Origin of the sequence: Sphingobium wenxiniae (assembly GCF_007830065.1) — a bacterium.
GTDB classification, from domain to species: Bacteria; Pseudomonadota; Alphaproteobacteria; order Sphingomonadales; family Sphingomonadaceae; genus Sphingobium; species Sphingobium wenxiniae.
Map to the genome: position 1 here is coordinate 165,970 of NZ_VLKK01000003.1, position 19,321 is coordinate 185,290.

Sequence of the window (19,321 nt, forward strand, 5' to 3'; positions counted from 1 at the left end):
CCTCGATCCCGTCCGACACCGGCCACCCCGCTCAAAGAGCGGCAATCAACCCGTCGGACCCTGAATGCGCAAGGCGGCCGTCAGACCTCGCTTACAAAACGCGCGCTGAAGGCGCGATCGAGGCTGGCGCTTACCGTGAAGGTGTCTGCCGTTTGCAGGCTGTTACGTTTGTTGGTGACGTGCGCAGCGCTGCCTTCCAGAGACATCTGGCTTCTTTTGCCCGTGGGATGTTGCCAGTTCGCCGTGCCGCTCAGGCCGACACTATAGGGCTGCTGGCCATACCAGCGCCAGACGGGGCCTGTGGACAACGTGATGCGGTCTTTGCCCGATGTGTATTGCGGTCCCACTTGCAGGCTCGCGGAGATGTCGTTGAAACTGGTGTCGCCATAAAAGCTGCCGCCAACTCATCCGCGCACCAGCAAGTCGGCGTCATGCTCCAGCCTGTTGCGCCAGTAGGCCTGACCACGCAGTTCAAGTCCAATCCCGGACTTCGCTTTGGCGTTTTTGTCGAGTGTGAAGTCCCCAATCACTGTGCCGAGCGTGTCCGAGCGCGTTGCACGGTTGATATTGCTATCCGGCGCGAGCGCCACTTCGACCGACCCGCCGAAGGTTTTTCGCGCGTTCAGAGCATTGGCGAAGAAGCGGACCATGCGCTCGACTTCAGGAGGCAGGCCAGCGGCCTCGGCTGCGCGAAACTCGCGTTCCGCGCTACCAAGATGGCCCATCAGGGCCAGTACGCGCGCCAGTTCCAGCCGTACCCGTGCTGCTTTGGGTTGGTCGTCAAGGATGTGACGAAACTCGATTGCCGCGTCGCTATAACGGCGCAGATCGTCAGCCAGCATCATCCCGAGACGGAAACGCGCCTCTGTTCGAATCTCAAGATCAGGGTCGGACTGGAGCGCGCGATAGGCCGTCTCGGCTGCCGCGAAATCGCCACCGGCGCGCGCGGCATCCGCCAACGTGAATACTTGCGCGGCCGATAGCCGCATAGGCACGTCCGTGGGTACTCGTTCCTGTTTAGATTTAGGGGCAACGTCACCAGCCAACGTCATGACGGCCAGAACCCCAATCATAAAACGCCTCCCCCCGAGGTCAGTTTTATAGAGAGAAATTTATCATGAAAAGAGACAAATATGCAAATTGCAGAACGCGATTCCGGCGGTATCCGCCGGCGGCTACATAGGGCATACGGGCCGGACTGTGCCGGTCTCGCACGCAGTTCGTTGCAGCTCATTTTCCCTTGCTATATTTGACTTATAGACATGAATGGCAATGGTTTGGCTGCCAAAATACATGCTTCCTCGGCCAGTTCGTCAACTATATCGGCGACGCACTGGATTCTACGCGTCGAACCGACGCCATGCCCCGCTCCCCATATGGTCTTCCACGCTTTGGTGTCTCCGTGAAGGTTCGAAAAATCGATCTTCTTCTTCACCTCGATCATCTCGGGCGTGAAGCCGGCAGCATCAAGGCTCTCGCGTATCCAGTTGGATGGCACGCCCGTTACCGCGGCGGTCGTGACGATATCCTCCATCCGGGCGCGAACGAGCATTGACCGGTTATCATCAGAAACCATGCTCTCGGGCGTCGAAATGAATCGCGTGCCCATGTAGGCGAAATCCGCCATGTTGATCGCCCACATGCCATCGCCGCCCATGGCGGCGGTTTCCGACGCAATTCGCGGCAGCCAGAGCGCGAGTTCTTCGATCGTGCGGGCATTAGGCGCCGGAATGGCGCCCATGATGCCGGCCCTGGCTGCGGCGATCACGAGTTCTGGACTCGAGATCAGGAACATCGGGGCGACGATAACGGGAATTTTGAACCGCCCGTAAAGCTCATCGACTAGCTGGCGGTCAGCCATTATGAGCTTGCGCCAGGTCGAGGGCGACATCCACGATCATATCCTCCTGACCGCCGACCATATGGCGACGTCCGAGTTCGACGAGAATCTCCCGGGTATCGATTCCATAGTCGGCCGATGCCTTCTCGGCATGGCGCAGGAATGAGGAGTAAACACCCGCATAACCTAGGCTGAGCGTCTCGCGGTCGACGCGCACGGGACGGTCCTGGAGCGGGCGTACCAGTTCCTCGGCCGCATCCATCAGTTTGTAGAGGTCCGTGCCGTGGTTCCATCCCTTTCGTTCGGCCGCGGCGATGAACACCTCAAGCGGCGCGTTGCCCGCGCCGGCTCCCATACCGGCAAGGCTCGCGTCGACACGGATTGCGCCGGCCTGCACGCCCACGATCGAATTGGCCACGCCCAGCGAGAGATTATGATGCGCGTGGATGCCGCGCTGCGTCTCGGGCTTGAGCACGCGGTCATATGCCTCGCAGCGCGCCCGATAATCGTCCATATCCATCGCGCCCCCGCTATCGGTGACATATACGCAGGTCGCGCCATAGCTCTCCATGAGCTTCGCTTGCTGCGCGAGCGCCTCAGGCTCGGCCATGTGGCTCATCATCAGGAAGCCGATCGTGTCCATGCCAAGGTCGCGCGCCGCGGCGATATGCTGCTTGGAGATATCCGCCTCGGTGCAATGCGTCGCGATCCGCACCGAACGCACGCCCAGCTTATAGGCGTGCCTCAGTTCCTCAATCGTGCCGATGCCGGGGAGGAGCAGGGTCGTCAGCACCGAATGCTCGACCACATCGGCCACCGCCTCGATCCATTCCCAGTCGGTGTGCCGGCCGAAGCCATAGTTGAAAGACGAGCCGTTCAGTCCGTCGCCATGGGCGACCTCGATCGCATCGACTCTGGCCTCGTCCAGCGCGCGGGCGATCTTCTGCACATGCTCGATGCCATATTGGTGACGGATCGCGTGCATTCCGTCGCGCAGCGTCACGTCCTGAATGTAAAGCTTGGTCTGGGTGGGATCGAACGCCATCACGCGGTCTCCTGCTGCAACCGCCGCGCGGCGATCTTTTCGGCTGTCCTGAGACCCGCCGATGTCATGATATCGAGATTGCCGGCATAAGCCGGAAGATAGTGCGCGGCGCCTTCAACCTCGAGGAATATGCTGGTCTTGATTCCCTCGAAGCTGCCGAGTCCGGGTATCTTCACCGGGTTGTTCGAACCGAAGCGTTCGAACTGCACCTTCTGCTTGAGGCGATAACCGGGAACATAAGCGTTTACCTTCGCCACCATCGCCTCGATCGATGCCTCGATCTCCGCCTCGCTCGCGCCCGACGACAGTGTGAACACGGTGTCGCGCATCAGCATTGGCGGTTCGGCGGGGTTGAGGATGATGATCGCCTTGCCCTTGGCGGCACCTCCGACCTCCTCGATGCCACGGCTGGTCGTCTCGGTGAACTCGTCGATATTGGCCCGCGTGCCTGGTCCCGCCGACTTGGACGCAATCGACGCGACAATCTCGGCATAATGGACGGTCGCGACCTGGCTCACAGCCGCGACGATCGGGATCGTCGCTTGACCACCGCAGGTCACCATGTTGACGTTCGGCGCATCGAGGTGCGCGTCGCCATTTACGACCGGTATTACATAAGGCCCGATCGCGGCTGGTGTAAGGTCGATCATCACCTTGCCGGCACCGGTCACAATCGCACTGTGCTTTTGATGGGCGCCCGCCGATGTCGCGTCGAACACCACGCCAATTTCGGGCCAGACGTCGAGTCTTTGCAGGCCCTCGACCCCTTCATGCGTTGTCGCCACGCCCAGACGCTGCGCACGCTTCAGGCCGTCGGACTCCGGATCGATGCCGACGAACGCACCCATTTCGAGCACGTCGGAGTGGCGCATGATCTTGATCATGAGATCGGTGCCGATATTGCCCGAACCGATGATCGCGGCCTTCACCTTGGCCATTATTTCTTCTCCTCGAAACGGAAACCGACCGAACCCAGCCCGCCAACGATCGCCTTCACCTCGTCGCCGGGATTGAGCGCGACCATGGGACCGAGCGCGCCGGTCAGAACCACATCGCCGGCGCGCAGCGGCTCGCCGAGGGCCGCCAATGTTCGGGCGAGCCAGGCGGCGGCGTTGAGCGGATGGCCAAGACAGGCCGCCCCCGCACCAAGCGAAGCCACTTGGCCGTTCACCTCCAGCACCATCCCGCAGCTGTAGAGATCGAGGCCGTTGAGCGGCTTCGCGTCACCCAGCACATAGAAGGCGGATGAGCCATTGTCCGCTACCGTGTCGGCAAAGCTGATCTTCCAGTCCGCGATCCGGCTGTCGACGATCTCGATCGCTGCAAAGGCGCGGTCGGTTGCCGCGGCGATCGTCTCTGCGGTCGCGCCTGGGTCCATCACATCGTTGCCGAGAATCAGCGCGATCTCTGCTTCGGCCTTGGGCTGCAGCACCTTGCCGAACGGGAGAACCCCGCCATTGGCAATCTCCATGTCCGCGAACAGCACGCCGAAATCGGGCTGATCGACCCCGAGCTGCGTCTGCACCGCCTGGGCGGTCAGGCCGATCTTGCGCCCCACGATGCGGCGCCCCTCGCTCTGCCATACCTGCGTGTTGATTGCCTGCACGGCATAGGCCCCGGACGCGTCCGTCGGCTCAAGACCATCGCGGAGAGGCGCGACCGCGCCAGCGTCATAAGCGGCGCGCAGCCGGTCGGCGAGTTCCCGGTGAGAAACGGGCATGTCAGTCTCCGATCTTCGCTGGCCGGGGTGGACGCTGGAAGACGTGCCCCCAGGCAGAATTGCTGTCGTGCGTGAGGACGTGCCAGGTGTCGTCGTCAACCTCGAGGCCGCCCCAACCATATTCGATGTCGAAGCCTGAAGGACTCAGCGGGTAAAAGGACAACATGTCGTCATTGGAATGTCGTCCGAGCGTGAAGGAGAGATGCACGCCTTCCGCGAGACAGCGATGCATCGCCCTGCCGACGTCATCGACCGACAGCACCTCGAACATCAGATGCACGATCTTCTTCTTGATCGGCACAGGCGCAAGCGCCAGCGAATGGTGCCGCCCATTGCAGCGCAGGAAGCTGATCGCCAGAGGCCGGCCCGGCACTACCTCCGTATGGATGTGATCCGATAGCCGGAAGCCGAGCAGATCGATGAAGAATGTCATCATCGCGGGCTTGTCGCCGCAACTCAGGACGAGATGGCCCAGCCCCTGTCGTCCGGTCTTGAAGCGGACCCCTCGGGGACTGACGAACGGCTCGTTCGTCTTCTGCAAGGGACCATAGAAAGCTTCGTGGCCATTACCTTCCGGGTCCGTAAACCGGACGAGTGCTGCGACCCGGCGTTCCGCGGCTAGTGCAGCGTCGCCACGGCTGACGCTTACGCCGGCGGCTTCAAGCTTCACCGCCAAGCTTTCGAGCGCCGCTTCATCGCGCACTTCCCATCCGGCGTAGAGCAGATCGTCGCGAGGGCCTTCCGTGACTCGAATGCGCGAAGCATAATTGTCCATGCGCAGGTCGAAACCGCCATGCGCATTGTCGAACGCCTGCAACCCCAATGTATCGCAGGCAAAATGGCGCCAGCGCTCCGGATCGGAGACTTCTATGCCGATATAGCCCAGCGCTTCGATCTCGGCGCTCACGCCCGCCTCTCCAGATGACGCCGCGTGAGCGCGATGAAGTCGTCAAAGCGCTCCGCCTGCACCCAGTGGCCGCATTTGCCGAACATATGGAACTGCGCGTTGGGCATTGCGCGGCCCAGTCGCAGTCCCATCTCGACCGGGATGACCCTGTCCTCCCGGCCGTGAAGCACCAGGGTCGGATGCCCGATGCTCGCGACGACGCTCTCCGGCATTCCCGAAAGCGGGGTATCGCCCTCTTCATTGGGCTGGATAAGCAGTTTGCGCAGCCCTTCCTGCGCTCCTGGAATGAGACTCGCCCGATAGCGGTCTTCCACCAGCTCGTCCGTGATGAACGAGGGATCGTAGGGAAAATGCGCCATGGTCTCGCGCATCGTTTCGGGACTGGGCGTATAATACCAGCCAGCGCGCAGACCCGGCGTCATCACGAACTTGTCGCACGGCGTCCCCATCAGCACCAACCGCTCGAACCGGTCGCCGAAACGCGCGGCGGCGGCGAGCGCCAGCGAACCACCGAAGCTGTTCCCGACCAGACTCACCTTGTCGAGCCCCAGGGCATCGAGGATGCCGATAAGGTGCTTCACCCAGAGCTTGATATCATAATGCAGGTCGGGATTGCGCTCGGTGTAGCCGAACCCGGCCATGTCGGGAGCGATGACCCGGAAATCCGTAGCGAGCGCCGGCATGACCCGCTTCCAGTTGGTCCAGGCCGAGACGCCCGGCCCCGAACCGTGCAGCAGCAGCACCGGCGGACCGTCTCCGCCGGTATCATGGTAATTGGTATCGAGCTCGAAGGCTTTGACGCTTTTACCGCGCCCTGGCTGAAGATCCTGTTGCACTGAAATCCTCTTGAACAGTTTGTGGCCATCTGGGCGAGACCAACGGCAAATGTCAATACGCTACCGTATGTTTTGAGGCTTCGCCATCCTCGTCGACCAACGACTTGAGCGATATGTCGGCATCGGTTCGACCAGAACCAGGGCACGGCAGCATACGCCTCCGCATCACCTGGATGGCCTTGATCAAAGTGACCTGAAGGCCGCGCTTCCTGAGGTCCATCACGATATATGGTCCTCTCGGTGAGCGCGCGGGGGCGGGATCGCTCCATCATCGAGCGCGCTGCTTGATCGATAACTCATCGCCCTCTGCGAGATGGCGCACCTCGCCTGCCCGCGAATGCGAGTGAGAAGCCAAGCTTGCGGGGTTCCGAACCGAGCACCAGGCACCGTCGTCGCGCGAGGAAAGCTCGGCCACTGGAATCCATCGGCGCAGGCCGCCGGGGCATTTCGCAACTGTCGATGTCTCGGTCCGGTCCCATCCGGACGTCACACGGAAATAGTCAATCCGCCATCGGACAACAGCATGGCGCCAGTGACGTAGGGCGCCTCGTCGCGCGCGGCGAGAAGGACGTAGAGCGAGGTGTGATCCTCGGGACGGGAGACACGGCCAAGCAGCATATGCTGCGCCATCACCTCCATCCGCGAAGGATCCGCGTTCATTTCGCGCTCGCGTTGCCCAAAGGCGGCCGGTCCCGAAATTCCGGTATCGGTCGCACCGGGCGCGACGCCGTTGACGCGGACGTCCGGCGCAAATTCCTTGGCGAGCTGCATGACAAGGCCGCGCAGTGCGAATTTCGAGCTGGTGTACAATGCGCCGCCCCCGCCGGCGAGGAAACAGGCATTGGATCCGGTAACGATCAAACTACCAAGGCTCTCGCGGAGCGCCGCGATCGATGCCCGGGCGCCATAGGCCGCGCCAAGAAAATTGACGCCGAATATCTCGTTGAAGGCCGCCTCGATCTCTTGCGGCGTCTGCTTTTCGAGACGCTTATGAAAATCCCACAGCCCGGCATTGGCGATATAGCAGTCGAGACCGCCAAAACGCGCAGTAGCTTCGGCGACCGCTCGTTCCGCCGTTTCATAACGGCTGACGTCGCCCACGACGACCGCCGCCCCATCGGCCTCGAGCGCAGGCACATCGGCATCCTTGCGCACGACCGCAACGACCTTTGCCCCTTCCGAGACGAAGCGCCGGACGATAGCGCGACCGATCCCCGAACCGGCACCGGTCACGACTGCCCGCCTTCCATCGAGCCGCGCCATCAGAAGAACACCGACAGGTTTTTCGTCAACAGCACGGATTGCGGCAGCAGGATGAGGCGGCGGACGATCTGAAAGCCATCGTCTACGGCGCGGATCAGATCGCGACGCCGGCCGAACAAAGTCGCCTCGTCATGCTCGGACCGATTGCGGTATTGGGTGAAGACATGATGCGTCTCGAACTCACCATCGACCCCGGTTTCGAAGGCCTCGACATTCGAAACGATGTAGACGTGACGCGTGGGAGGATCTTCGGTCCAGACCAGGTTGGATTTGAGCCGTCCGATCCGCACCGCGATGTCGGCCTTGGACTCGTCGAAGAAAGCCATCGAGTCCGGGTCCAGCTCGCTCCGCGAGTCACGCCTGAACCGATTTTCCCGCAGCGGCATCCAGTAAAAAAGGTCGTCCGCGAGAAGATCATACCAGTCCTCGTAACGCTCTTCGTCCAGAATTCGGGCTTCCTGACGATAGAAGCGCTCGATCCGGCCAAGCATCTGTCCTTCGACGGGCGCTCCTGCGCCTTTCATCGCCAACAGATCGGCCGCGGCCGCCCTCGCCTCCTCCAGGCTGAGGCGCGGGAAGGCCGAATAATCGGGCTTGCGATCAAGAGCCGTGCTCATTCCGCGGCCTCGCTATACCGTGCGTCAGAACCGGCGGTGGGGATATCCGCCCAGCTTTCAGCGTCCATCATCTCGGCCCAGCGCTTGTAGAAGAGGCGCTGATTGGCGTCGGAAAGCTGCCCGGCCGTAACCTCGCCGGGAAGATCGTCGCGTTCGACTTCACCGGCCGGCGCCATGGCGTAACACAGCTTCTGGTTCCGGGTGACCCAGCCCGCATTGGCGCTGGTTGAATGTTCCCAGTTCTCGCCGTCATCCATTTCAAGGATGCCGCTCGGGGAAAAGGTGCGCATCGATCCGCGCCGGAAGCGATCCTTTATATCATCCGGCATGTTCTTGGGCACGAGCGTCCAGGCATGGATCTCCGTCGTTGTCGGTCCTTTGGGCTGGAAGGTCCGAAACGTGAAATACCCTGGCAGGAAGGAGAAGTTCGGGAAGATCGTGGCGGAGGCGACTGATCCCCACATTTTCGAGCGGAAATCACCGAGACGGGCCGTGATTGCCTCCTGTCTCGAGCGCATATAACGGAGAAGCTCGCGATCGCCCATCGTCGCGGCGTTCCCGAAGAAACTGTCATTGAATTCCCAGCCATGCCCGTTCACGGACACCTGGTAGCTTCCTTCATTCTCGACGATGACACCGCCGTGCCGGCCGAGCGTCGGCTCTGCGCCGCCCAGATGGGTCCACAGAGCATGATAGATATCCCCCACGAAGTTGTCTGCGGGAAATTTCCAGTTGCAGCGCATCACCGACCGGGTCGCCCCGCCTGGAAGGAACTCCGTTCCGCCGTCTTCGACGTCAAGGACAGCATCAAGATACCAGCGGAAGTCGCCCAGCCATTGCTCAAGCGACGGTGCCTCCTCGCAGAAGGTCGCGAAGACCAAACCCTTGTAAGACGCGACGCGTGCGCGCCTCAGCCCCCAGTCCTCCATTCGAAAGCCCGGCGTGGATTTATAAAGACCCATTTTCGGCATTTTCTTGAGCGCGCCATCCAGGCCGAACGCCCAGCCATGATAATTGCAGGTGAAGGCGCGACCCTTGCCGCTATCAGCAAAGCAGACGCGATTCCCGCGATGGGGACAACTGTTGAGGAAGACGTTGATCGCGCCGTCGTCAGCCCGTGCGACAATCACCGAATCCTGCGCCATATAGGTCGTAACGAACGCGCCGGGTTCCTCGATCTGGCTTTCATGCGCCACGAACAGCCAGGAGCGGGCAAATACGCGCTCCAACTCGAGTTCATAGATTGCCGGATCCCAAAAGATACGGCGGCCAATGGTCCCAAAGGACGAGTCAACCAAGTCTGCGGCCTTCATTTGAACGATTCCCAAGCATTGAACATACTGCACCGTATGTTATTCTACATGAGAATGGAAGCCTCAATCTCCGGCGTGATCGCAAGGCGGGTTCCGGCCGGATGATAGGTGGAACGGTGCCTCGCACAAAACGGTAGCGCTCGTCCCGTGCGGCAAGGAATGTTGTGCTGGCAAGCTATGCCGCGGCCCACCACGCGTTCCCGCGCCATCCGCATCGCGATGCGCTGACGGGAGACGCCCGCCCGCCTGCCCTCGCGCCGCCGGATACCGGCCGTCAGTCCTCCGGAGCAATCGTTACGCGCAGTCCATCCAATCCGGCATTCAGGCCGATCTGGCAGGCCAGGCGCGAACGGTCGTTGCGATGGTCGCTGCTATCGAGCAGATCGTTCTCATCCTCGCCCGGCGCGGGAAGGCTCTCGATGAATTCGGGATCAATAAAAACATGACAGGTCGCGCAGGAACAGCAGCCGCCGCACAAGGCGAGCAATTCGTCAAAGCCGTTGTCGCGGCCTGTCGCTCTTCGCCAGATCGGTCGGTCACGGTTATCCTGATCATCAACAATATTCCTCCAGGCGAGCCGCGTGCCATAGCAAATGCTCGTCCATGAACGTCGAAATGAAATAATAGCTATGGTCATAGCCCGCGCGAAGACGCAGCGTTAGCGGTTGACCCGCTGCTCTGCACGCGGCTTCGAAAAGATCGGGGCGCAATTGCTCGGCAAGAAACGCATCGGCATCACCCTGGTCGATGAGGAGATCGGCCGCGCGCGCACCGTCCTCGATCAAGGCGACCGCGTCATGGCGGCGCCAGAGCGCCCGATCGTCACCCAGATAACCAGCGAGCGCCTTGCGGCCCCAGGGGACCTGCGACGGTGCGACGATCGGTGAGAAGGCGGATATGGCCTTGAACCGCCCTGGAAAAGTCAGGCCGATGGTGAGCGCGCCGTGGCCGCCCATGGAATGGCCCATGATCGATTGCCGGCTCATGTCCGCTGGAAAGTTGGCTCCGACAATATCGGGCAATTCCATCGTGACATAGCTCCACATCCGGTAATGCCGCGCAAAAGGTTCCTGCGTCGCGTCGACATAAAACCCCGCCCCGCTGCCGAAATCATAGGCGCCCGCCGGGTCGTCCGGCACCCCGTCGCCGCGCGGCGAGGTATCGGGCGCGACGAAAATCAGCCCCCGTTCGGCGCAGACCCGCCGAAACTCCCCCTTCTCGGTAACATTTACGTGCGTGCAGGTAAGCCCCGACAGATACCACACAACAGGCAATCTGGCGCCATCGTCAAACGGAGGAACAAAGACGGAAAAGGTCATCTCCATCCCTGTCTCCTTCGATTTGTGCCTGTAGACGCCCTGGATCCCTCCGTAGCTCTTGTTGCTCGACACAGTTTCGATGGTCATCAGGCCACATGCTTCTGCTTGTAAGCGTGCGCGGCGATTGCATCCATCAGCGGCGGGTTCAGGCAGTCATAGGGTTCGAGCCCAAGTTCCTTCAGGCGGGCGCGTACGCCTTCCATTTCCGCAGGATCGACGCCGCTCTCGATAATCGAGGACACGAAGGCAGCGAATCCAGGCGCGGCCGCGCCATCTTCCTCAAACAGCTCCGTGTGGATGAAATCGAGGCCATGGAAGGGATGACCCTCATTTTCGATCCGGCCATAGAGACGGACCCCGCATTCCTTGCAGGCGTGGCGCTGGATAGCCGCATTCACGTCCACGACCGCCAGCTTGTCGTTCTGCTCGCTGACCGACAGGCTCGCGCGCGGAACGACACCTACAACGGAAAAGGTCGCCCCATCAGGCTTCCAGCATTTGGTGCAACCGCACGCATGGTTGTGCGCGACGTCTCCCGTCACAGAGACCTTCACCGGCCGGTCAGCGCAGTGGCAGACCAGCGTGCCGCCGGCGAAGTTGCCCGAGCCCGGCGTCACGCCAGCATTTATCGAGGGATGAAGAGAGATTGTCATAAGCCTCCGGTTCTGGTGAGGATCGTTAATACAAGCCACCGCCGCTCCGCCTGGTGAATGCGCACAGCATCGATGGTCCCTGTTTGCACCTCGCGCTTCCCTCAGTAGACCACGACGGAGCGGATGCTTTCGCCAGCGTGCATCAGATCGAAGCCCTTGTTGATTTCCTCAAGGGTCAGAACATGGGTGATCATAGGATCGATCGCGATCTTGCCATTCATGTACCAGTCGACGATCTTGGGGACGTCGGTGCGGCCTTTTGCGCCGCCAAAGGCGGTGCCGCGCCAGTTGCGGCCGGTAACGAGCTGGAACGGGCGGGTCGCGATCTCCCTGCCCGCCTCGGCCACGCCGATGATAATCGAGGTGCCCCAGCCGCGGTGGCAGGCCTCGAGCGCGGTGCGCATCACCTCGGTGTTGCCGGTTGCATCGAAAGTATAATCGGCGCCGCCATCGGTCATCTCGAGAATCTTCGCGATCGTCTCCTCGCGCGACAACCCGCGCGAGTTGAGGAAATCGGTCATGCCGAACCTGCGGCCCCATTCCTCGCGATCCGGGTTGATGTCCACGCCGATGATCTTGCCGGCGCCCGCCAGCCGCGCGCCCTGCAGCACGTTGAGGCCGATGCCGCCGAGACCGAACACCACGACATTGTCGCCGACCTGTACCTTGGCAGTGTTCACCACCGCGCCAACGCCGGTGGTCACGCCGCAGCCGATGTAGCAGCTGGTCTGGAAAGGTGCGTCCTCGCGGATCTTCGCCACCGCGATCTCCGGCAGCACGGTGAAATTGGAGAAGGTCGAGCAGCCCATATAATGGAAGATCGGCTGCCCCTTATAGCTGAACCGCGTGGTGCCGTCAGGCATCAGGCCCTTGCCCTGCGTGGCGCGAATCGCGGTGCACAGGTTGGTCTTGCCTGACAGGCAGGACTTACACTGGCGACATTCGGGTGTGTAGAGCGGGATGACGTGGTCGCCCGGCGCGACCGACGTTACGCCCGCGCCCACCTCACGCACGATCCCCGCTCCTTCGTGGCCGAGAATCGACGGGAAGATCCCTTCGCTGTCGAGCCCGTCGAGCGTGTAGGCGTCGGTATGGCAGATGCCCGTCGCCATGATCTCGACCAGCACCTCGCCCGCCTTGGGGCCTTCCAGATCGAGCTCAACGAGCTCCAGCGGCTTCTTCGCCTCGAACGCAACGGCGGCGCGTGTCTTCATGAACGACCTCAGCTTTCTGTACCGGGTCCAGCATAGTATTATTCCGCCAATGCGTTAATACGTCATTTTGTAAATAGACTATGCCAGATAAGGGATAATATGTCCAAATGGGACGGGATCGACGAATTCATCGCGGTAGCCTCCGCCGGTTCATTCACGCGGGGCGCCAAGGCAATGGGCATGTCTCCCACCCATGTCAGTCGGTCGATCATGGCGCTGGAGCAGCGCATCCAGGCACAGCTTTTTCATCGCACGACCAGGACGGTTCGCCTGACCGACACCGGCAAGGTCTTTCTTGAGCGTTGCGAAAGAATCGCGCAGGAGACGGACGAAGCCATTGCGCTGATCGGCGAGCAAGGCGAGCCCCAGGGCGAACTGCGGGTGACATGTTCAACCGCGATGGGTGAGCGTTTCATTGCCCCGATCATCCGCGGATTTGCGATGCAACATCCGCGATTGAGCGTGACGATCGACTTGACCAATCGGGTCGTCGACCTGGTCGGCGAAGGCTTCGATCTCGCCATCCGGACAGGCAGCGTTTCCGATCCGCGCCTGATAGCGACCAAAGTCGCCTCCCGGACGCTCTACACCTGCGCCGCCCCGATCTATCTGGAGCGCGCCGGAACGCCTGTCACGCTGGAAGACCTTGAAGCTCATGAACGTCTTGTCGGCACAAGCTCGATCTGGCGCTTCGAACGCAACGGGCAGGAAATGATCCATCGTCCGAAAGGTCGTTTCCGCTGCAACAGCGGTCATGCCGTGATGGATGCCTGCATGGCCGGACTGGGCATATGCCAATTGCCGGATTTCTACATCCTGCCGCATCTCAAGCGGGGCGTCGCCATCTCTCTGCTCGAAGATATCCGTGCAAGCGACGAACCGATCTGGGCGGTCTATCCCCAGCGTCGTCACCTCCTGCCCAAGGTGAGTGCCGTCATCGACTGCCTCCAGAATGAGCTTGGTCCGGCAATGGGCAGATCGGATTGAAGCGCACTGGCCAACGCTCTGCGGAACCAGGAAAAGGCGAGTTCTGCTTGCCTGGGCCAGGTCAGCCACATCCACGCCTTACAGGCCAACGTCGATCATCAGTCGTCCATTATTAGTTCCGTCGTACAAACGACCGAGCGCGCCCGGCGCCATGTCCAGGCCGCGCAAAACATCATGGCGTGCCGTCAGCACACCGCTCCGGTAGAGATCCTTCAGATCGGCGAACGCTTCCTCGAACCGCGCCATATGATCGAAGACCACGAGGCCGTGCCATGACAGCCGCTTCACGAGGATATCGCGTTCGCGGCGCGGACCTGTCGGCAGCGTGGTCCAGTCCGGCACCGCGACCGTTCCACATTGAACGATGCGCGCGCCACCGTTGAGCACCGGAAAGACAGCGTCGGCTATAGGGCCCGCGGTATTGTCGAAGAAGATGTCAACGCCATCGGGAAGCAGGCGCGTCAGTTCCCGTCCCAGATCGCCCGCCGCCGCTTTGTAGTCGACCGCCACGTGAAACCCCAATCGGGTCCTGGCGAGCTCCGTCTTGGAAGCGCCCCCTGCAATCCCCACGGCCCGCAGGCCGCGATGTGCCGCAAGTTGCCCTACCAGCCCGCCGACCCCGCCCGCAGCCGCGCTCACGACTATCGTTTCGCCTCGCACCGGACGACCCAGCAGATTCAGTCCTATCCATGCCGTCAATCCGTTGAGACCGAGGACACTGAGCCACACCGGCGCCGGTGCGACCGTTTCGTCAACAGGCCATAAGAGCGCCGATGACGCGACGGCTGCATAGCGTTGCCAACCAAGCCAACCATAGGCCAGATCTCCGGGGACCCAGCGCTCGTCCTGGCTTTCCAACACGCGTCCCACGCCGTGCGCGCGCATCACTTCGCCGTCCGAAACGGTCATGTAGTTGCGTTCCTCGCTCAACCAGCCCCGCATGGCCGGATCGACGGCCGCGCAAAGCGTCTCAAGCAGGACGCCGCCTGCGGGACATTGCGGAACCGGGCTGTCGACGATCTGGAAGCAATCCGGCGTCGGCACGCCCTTGGCGCGGCGAACGACCATCACCTGCCGGTTCACCCCAGCCTTGCTGCCTGGTCCCGTCATGCGACCACGGTTTCCGCCTTCATCAATTTCCCGAGCACGCGGCGTGCCTGGACTCCCGCAACATCCGTCCTGAGAATTGCCGGCCGCAGGCTCATGAGATCCGATGTCCCCATCAAGTCCTGACAAGCGCGGATCATCGGTTCGTCCTCTTCCTCGAAGGCGATCCGCGCGAAATGCGCCATCAGCCGTGTCTGTTCGTCGTCGTCGATCATGACGTTGCGACCGATAGCAAAGAAATAATGCGTCGCGCCATCTCCCGTCGGAGTAAGATAGTGCAGTGTGGGGACGTGGACGCCGGCTTTCTTGTCCTCGCCCGGTTCGGTCATGAAGATATCGAGTTCCATCGAGGATGCTGGCTGCCAGCGCATTTCGGCATAGAAGTCGCCCGGACGTTCTCCCCAAAGCGGCAGGAGTTGTGGCGTCGGGCGCGGCATGTTGCGGACCCGGTAATTGGAGTGAATGACGTTGCCGTCCGTCGTTTCGAATGAATGTTCCATCACCTGGCCGATACTGTCCTCCGGCCGCCCGCCGACGGTTCCGGGATGAAGATATGGCGCATGCGTGAGATCGAGCAGGTTGTCCGTGACCAGCTGATAGTCCGCGTTTACGAGGAGATAGCCGGTCGCGGTCGCGTAGGCATCGCTCACCAGCCAGTCGGTGCTCGGCAACAGATCGACGTCCGCCTTCTCCGGATCGCCCGGCCACACCCAAAGGGCACCGGCTCGCTCTTGGACAGGATAGCTCTCGACGCGGGCGTTGGGTGGGATCATACCATCGCCATGGGGATTATGCACGCAGGCGCCGGTTCGGTCGAATAGCAAGCCATGATAGGGACATTGCAAGCGGTCGCCGACCACCACACCTTTGGCGAGCGGCGCAAAGCGATGCGGACACCGGCCGTCCAGCGCGACGACGCTTCCCGCCGGATCACGGTAAATGGCCAGGGTCTTCCCGCATATCGTGATACCCGAGGGCTTATCCATCAGATCTTTCGACCATCCGGCACAATACCAGGAATTAAGATAATAGGGCGCCATCAATCCACTCCTCATATGGTGACACGTTCCACAGCACTCTCAAAAGGTATCGAGATCGCGGGCGAAACGGATTGTTCCTTGATATTCTCTTGCAATGCCGGGCCGCATCAGTTCTTCAGTCCTGTCAGGTGAGATCGGGTTATGGGTTAGCACCAGCTCGCCGACACCTGCGCGCGCTGCAAGCTCCCCCACCTGTTCGGCTGTCAAATGTTCGCGCTCGAAATGAACCCGCACCTCTGCCAAAACAGAAGGTTCAAGTTCGGGCCTAGCCTTCTTCACCGCAGCAAGTGCTACATCCGGATCGAAAATTTCGCTGACCAACAGATCGGCGCGGTGAGCAAGTTTCTCCACTTTGGCGCTCGGTCCGGTATCGCCAGTGTATGCGATAGATCGCCCGGGTGCATCAAATCTATAAGACAGGGACACATGGGCGGCCCCACCCGGAGTCGCATCATAATGCGAGTTGGCGGCCGCCGTAACCCTGACAGCACCGACGTCGAATGTATCGCCGTCCCTGACTTCGATGACCCTGACCGTTTGGGCCGGATTCCCCTGTCCGCGCGGCCCGGACGGAGGCGACGAGGTCATGCCCGCGATCAAACCGTCGACCGTGGCCCTGGTCCCGGCTGGGCCGTAGATTGTCAAGACGCCCGGCGCGAGCATCTGAAGCCGTTCTCCAAGGATGGCAAACAGTCCGCCGGTGTGGTCGAAATGCAGATGGCTGATGATGATCGTATGCAGTGCGGTGAGCGGCACGCCAGCTCGAACCAACTGCACCGATGCGCCATCGCCGGCATCAACCAGAATGGATTGGTCCCCTGCGCGAAGGAGGTTGGCGGGTTCGAAACGATCCGAGCTGGGAATTGGTCCCGAATTCGTGCCCAGGGTCGTCCATGTTGCTTGCACAGGTGAGTTGGCACGCACGATCCCTGGAACTGACAACGCGAGCGCCGCAGTCCCGATCATAATTGAGAAGATGCGGGCCTCGCGGGGCGTCACTGCTGTCATGGACCTCATCACCGTTCCTCTCCTTCGATGCGGGCGCCGGGCGAATTGATACCGACCCTCCGGTCTGGCGAGGCGCTCCGGATCAATCCTCAAATGCCCGCGGCGTCGCTTGCACCGCAATCTTCGTTCTAGTGTCGTAACGATCAGGATCGGTCACGCGCCGCGATAGCCGATCCTGACCATACACCTCCCAGTTATCAAAAGTTGAACGTCACCCGGCCGCCAAAGGTGCGCGGCGCCTTCAATATGACAACCGGCATTCCGAGGACCGGCTGCACGAATGCGAACGCCTTCACCGTACTATCCTCAATATTGTCGATGTACGCACTGATCGTGAACCGGCTTCCGTCCGGTCGATAGGTCAGGCTCGCATTGGACACAGTCGACGCCTTTTGCCGCTCGCCAGGGAGATATTCGATCCCGGTCCAGTAACCGCTCTGTATCTGGGTTCCGACCTGAGCCTCCAGTTCCGATCCATTGGCAAGCGGGAACCGGTGCGAATAGGACAGATTGGCCGTCCATTTGGGCGACAACATAACCGGGTTGCCGCTGCAATTCACCACGACTTCCGGCTGTCCGGCCACAGGTGTCGTAGGACAGACAGTCGCCGGCGGACCGGCAAGGGTCGTCTGCGTATAGTGAAGGTCGGTATATTTGGTATTCAGATACTGCACGTTGGCATGAAACATATCCCGCGCCGACGGACTCCAGATGAGGTCGGCCTCCGCGCCATAGAGTCGTGACTTGCCGGCATTCTCGGTGATGACCGTAAACCCTATCGGCTGAACCGGTCCCACATGGGTGATCTGTTGATCCTTATAATCCCAATAGAAAACCTCGAGATTGAACTGCAGCTTATTGTCGAAAAATCTATTCTTGGCGCCAAACGTATAGGCGGTCAGCTTCTCCGGCCGGAAAGTGTTGGGCGCTTGCGAGCCGTAAAACCCTCCCGCCTTGAAACCCGTCGAGACGTTGGCGTAGAGCAGCGAGTTCGGGCCCGCGTCGTACTCCAGGCCCGCCTTGTAGGTTAGTCTTGACGCATTCAGCTCCCCATTGAGGGGAAAAGTGCAGAACGATGTCGCACTATCGAATGCCCCGCATGCTCCGGCCCCCTCCGGCGGTATGACGAAGCCAAATGAACCTCCCTGCGACTTTTCCTCGCGGGTAAAGCGCAGGCCGCCCGTGGCCCGCAAATTGCTGGTAAGGGAATAGGTGAGTTGCCCGAACGCCGCATAGCTCTTCGTGACGAGGTCTGGCGAGGTGTTGGAGACGGAAACGCCATTGTTCGCGTCCAGGTCGAAATCGACATGCTCCCGGAAGAAATAGCCTCCCAGAAGCCAGGTCAAAGGTCCTGATCCGTTGGAGGCGAGGCGGGCTTCAACCGACGTCGCCTTGGACCGTTCATTCGAGCTGACGGGGAACCCGGCATTGTACATGAGGTATTTGTTCTTGCTATCGCGATAGGCTGGAATGATCGTCAGCTTGGCAGGCCCGAGATCGTAATCGATCGTGGCGCTGACACCCCAATTCCTCTGATTGACATGCCCGTCATCGAGAATCGGCGGAATGAAATTCGGATTCGTACCGCCAGTCAAAGCGAGCGAAACCGCCTGAAACAGTTCATTCGTGCCATCGCGCGAAGCGCCCCGGAACGGATGGCTCGGATCCAGATAGGGCGAAAGCACGCCATTGGGCCCCTTCCCGCCAGTATGGGCATAGTCGGCACTCAGCAGGATTTCGAGCCTACTGGTCGGTTCCAGCTTCAACTGGAGCCGTCCGCCCTCCGTCTTGTCATCGGAATAGCCGTCATCAAAATAGCCATCGCGACGCGAGATGGTCCCGGAGGCACGCATCGCCGCCCCTTCCCCCAGCGGGACATTGACTGCCAGCACACCGCGGTAGAAGTTGTAATTGCCGCCCTCGATCGAACCCTCGACCCCGAAGCTGTCTGTCGGCTTTTTCGCGATAATATTGATCGCGCCCGCCGTGGCGTTACGGCCATAGAGCGTTCCCTGCGGTCCCTTGAGCACCTCGACACGCTCGAGATCGTAGAAGAGGCCGTTCGGGCCCCCGGATCGGGCGAGATAGACGCCATCGAGATTCACCGCCACACCAGGTTCGGCATAAGGATTGCCCGGAAAAGTGCCGACACCGCGAATGGTGACGACCGTCCCCGACCCCCCGATGGCTGCCAGCTTCAGCGCCGGCACGACCTTGGTCAGATCCTGCGGCTGCACGACACCGGCGCGAAGGAGCGCGTCTCCGCTGACGGCCGACACGGCCAGGGCGGTGCGCTGCAGATTCTCGGATCGGCGCTGCGCTGTGACGACGATATCCGCGACGCCAGCGTCGGCGGTCGGCGCAGCGGGCTGCGTTGAGCGTGCCTGGGCGTCCCCTTGAGCCGGGTCGCTCGACTGCGCGAACGCCGGCAAAGAACCGGCGCACACTGATA

The 19,321-nt window shown here is 61.3% G+C and carries 20 protein-coding genes; 1 reads left to right on the forward strand and 19 read right to left on the reverse strand.

Annotation, left to right across the window (positions count from 1 at the left end; translation table 11 throughout):
• Positions 1–80 precede the first annotated feature (80 nt).
• The 15 genes from IQ35_RS21400 to IQ35_RS05205 form a co-directional block, all read right to left on the reverse strand.
• Positions 81–308 (reverse strand): hypothetical protein, encoded by a 228-nt coding sequence (locus IQ35_RS21400; RefSeq protein WP_221442035.1) that lies wholly within the window; start codon positions 306–308, stop codon positions 81–83.
• Positions 309–404: 96 nt separating this feature from the next.
• Entirely contained in the window at positions 405–1,073 is a 669-nt protein-coding gene (locus IQ35_RS05140) for a tetratricopeptide repeat protein (RefSeq protein WP_221442034.1), read from the reverse strand.
• Between the two features lie 170 nt (positions 1,074–1,243).
• Positions 1,244–1,861, reverse strand: coding sequence for an NAD(P)H-dependent flavin oxidoreductase (locus tag IQ35_RS05145; RefSeq protein WP_145072164.1), 618 nt, complete (start codon positions 1,859–1,861; stop codon positions 1,244–1,246).
• Entirely contained in the window at positions 1,854–2,885 is a 1,032-nt protein-coding gene (dmpG, locus tag IQ35_RS05150) for a 4-hydroxy-2-oxovalerate aldolase (RefSeq protein WP_021246921.1), read from the reverse strand. Before dmpG ends, IQ35_RS05145 begins: the two co-directional genes overlap by 8 nt.
• On the reverse strand, positions 2,885–3,823 hold the full coding sequence (locus IQ35_RS05155) for an acetaldehyde dehydrogenase (acetylating) (protein ID WP_145072165.1): 939 nt from the start codon (positions 3,821–3,823) through the stop codon (positions 2,885–2,887). Before IQ35_RS05155 ends, dmpG begins: the two co-directional genes overlap by 1 nt.
• Complete coding sequence (locus IQ35_RS05160) at positions 3,823–4,605, reverse strand: 2-keto-4-pentenoate hydratase (RefSeq protein ID WP_145072166.1); 783 nt, start codon at positions 4,603–4,605, stop codon at positions 3,823–3,825. Before IQ35_RS05160 ends, IQ35_RS05155 begins: the two co-directional genes overlap by 1 nt.
• A gap of 1 nt (position 4,606) precedes the next feature.
• The gene (locus IQ35_RS05165) at positions 4,607–5,512 is read right to left on the reverse strand and encodes a VOC family protein (protein ID WP_145072167.1); all 906 of its coding nucleotides are present in this window, start codon (positions 5,510–5,512) and stop codon (positions 4,607–4,609) included.
• Positions 5,509–6,348, reverse strand: coding sequence for an alpha/beta fold hydrolase (locus IQ35_RS05170; protein WP_021246925.1), 840 nt, complete (start codon positions 6,346–6,348; stop codon positions 5,509–5,511). Before IQ35_RS05170 ends, IQ35_RS05165 begins: the two co-directional genes overlap by 4 nt.
• A 486-nt stretch (positions 6,349–6,834) precedes the next feature.
• Positions 6,835–7,581, reverse strand: a complete 747-nt coding sequence (locus tag IQ35_RS05175; protein ID WP_236614829.1) for an SDR family oxidoreductase — start codon at positions 7,579–7,581, stop codon at positions 6,835–6,837.
• Positions 7,582–7,610: 29 nt separating this feature from the next.
• Positions 7,611–8,228 (reverse strand): 3-phenylpropionate/cinnamic acid dioxygenase subunit beta, encoded by a 618-nt coding sequence (locus IQ35_RS05180; protein ID WP_021246928.1) that lies wholly within the window; start codon positions 8,226–8,228, stop codon positions 7,611–7,613.
• Positions 8,225–9,457 carry an aromatic ring-hydroxylating dioxygenase subunit alpha gene (locus IQ35_RS05185; RefSeq protein WP_236614830.1) on the reverse strand — a complete coding sequence of 411 codons (1,233 nt, stop codon included), beginning with the start codon at positions 9,455–9,457 and terminating at the stop codon, positions 8,225–8,227. Before IQ35_RS05185 ends, IQ35_RS05180 begins: the two co-directional genes overlap by 4 nt.
• Before the next feature lie 358 nt (positions 9,458–9,815).
• On the reverse strand, positions 9,816–10,103 hold the full coding sequence (locus IQ35_RS21405; RefSeq protein ID WP_051187263.1) for a 2Fe-2S iron-sulfur cluster-binding family protein: 288 nt from the start codon (positions 10,101–10,103) through the stop codon (positions 9,816–9,818).
• Positions 10,096–10,941 (reverse strand): S-formylglutathione hydrolase, encoded by an 846-nt coding sequence (fghA, locus tag IQ35_RS05195; RefSeq protein ID WP_145072295.1) that lies wholly within the window; start codon positions 10,939–10,941, stop codon positions 10,096–10,098. Before fghA ends, IQ35_RS21405 begins: the two co-directional genes overlap by 8 nt.
• Before the next feature lie 5 nt (positions 10,942–10,946).
• Positions 10,947–11,513 carry an S-(hydroxymethyl)glutathione synthase gene (gfa, locus tag IQ35_RS05200; RefSeq protein ID WP_145072169.1) on the reverse strand — a complete coding sequence of 189 codons (567 nt, stop codon included), beginning with the start codon at positions 11,511–11,513 and terminating at the stop codon, positions 10,947–10,949.
• Between the two features lie 101 nt (positions 11,514–11,614).
• Positions 11,615–12,727 carry an S-(hydroxymethyl)glutathione dehydrogenase/class III alcohol dehydrogenase gene (locus IQ35_RS05205; RefSeq protein ID WP_145072170.1) on the reverse strand — a complete coding sequence of 371 codons (1,113 nt, stop codon included), beginning with the start codon at positions 12,725–12,727 and terminating at the stop codon, positions 11,615–11,617.
• Between the two features lie 99 nt (positions 12,728–12,826).
• On the opposite strand from IQ35_RS05205, the gene IQ35_RS05210 reads away from it, so the two are divergent.
• On the forward strand, positions 12,827–13,714 hold the full coding sequence (locus tag IQ35_RS05210; RefSeq protein ID WP_145072171.1) for a LysR family transcriptional regulator: 888 nt from the start codon (positions 12,827–12,829) through the stop codon (positions 13,712–13,714).
• 78 nt (positions 13,715–13,792) lie between these two features.
• Here IQ35_RS05210 and IQ35_RS05215 read toward each other — a convergent pair whose 3' ends face one another.
• The 4 genes from IQ35_RS05215 to IQ35_RS05230 all read right to left on the reverse strand — a co-directional run bounded on the left by IQ35_RS05215 (position 13,793) and on the right by IQ35_RS05230 (position 19,301).
• A complete protein-coding gene (locus IQ35_RS05215) occupies positions 13,793–14,824 on the reverse strand; it encodes an MDR family NADP-dependent oxidoreductase (RefSeq protein ID WP_021246935.1) in 1,032 nt (343 codons plus the stop codon).
• Positions 14,821–15,861 carry an aromatic ring-hydroxylating oxygenase subunit alpha gene (locus tag IQ35_RS05220; protein WP_158636588.1) on the reverse strand — a complete coding sequence of 347 codons (1,041 nt, stop codon included), beginning with the start codon at positions 15,859–15,861 and terminating at the stop codon, positions 14,821–14,823. The genes IQ35_RS05215 and IQ35_RS05220 overlap by 4 nt, the downstream gene beginning before the upstream one ends.
• Before the next feature lie 39 nt (positions 15,862–15,900).
• Positions 15,901–16,869 carry an MBL fold metallo-hydrolase gene (locus IQ35_RS05225; protein WP_158636589.1) on the reverse strand — a complete coding sequence of 323 codons (969 nt, stop codon included), beginning with the start codon at positions 16,867–16,869 and terminating at the stop codon, positions 15,901–15,903.
• 197 nt (positions 16,870–17,066) lie between these two features.
• Positions 17,067–19,301 (reverse strand): TonB-dependent receptor, encoded by a 2,235-nt coding sequence (locus IQ35_RS05230; RefSeq protein WP_277872623.1) that lies wholly within the window; start codon positions 19,299–19,301, stop codon positions 17,067–17,069.
• Positions 19,302–19,321: the final 20 nt, after the last annotated feature.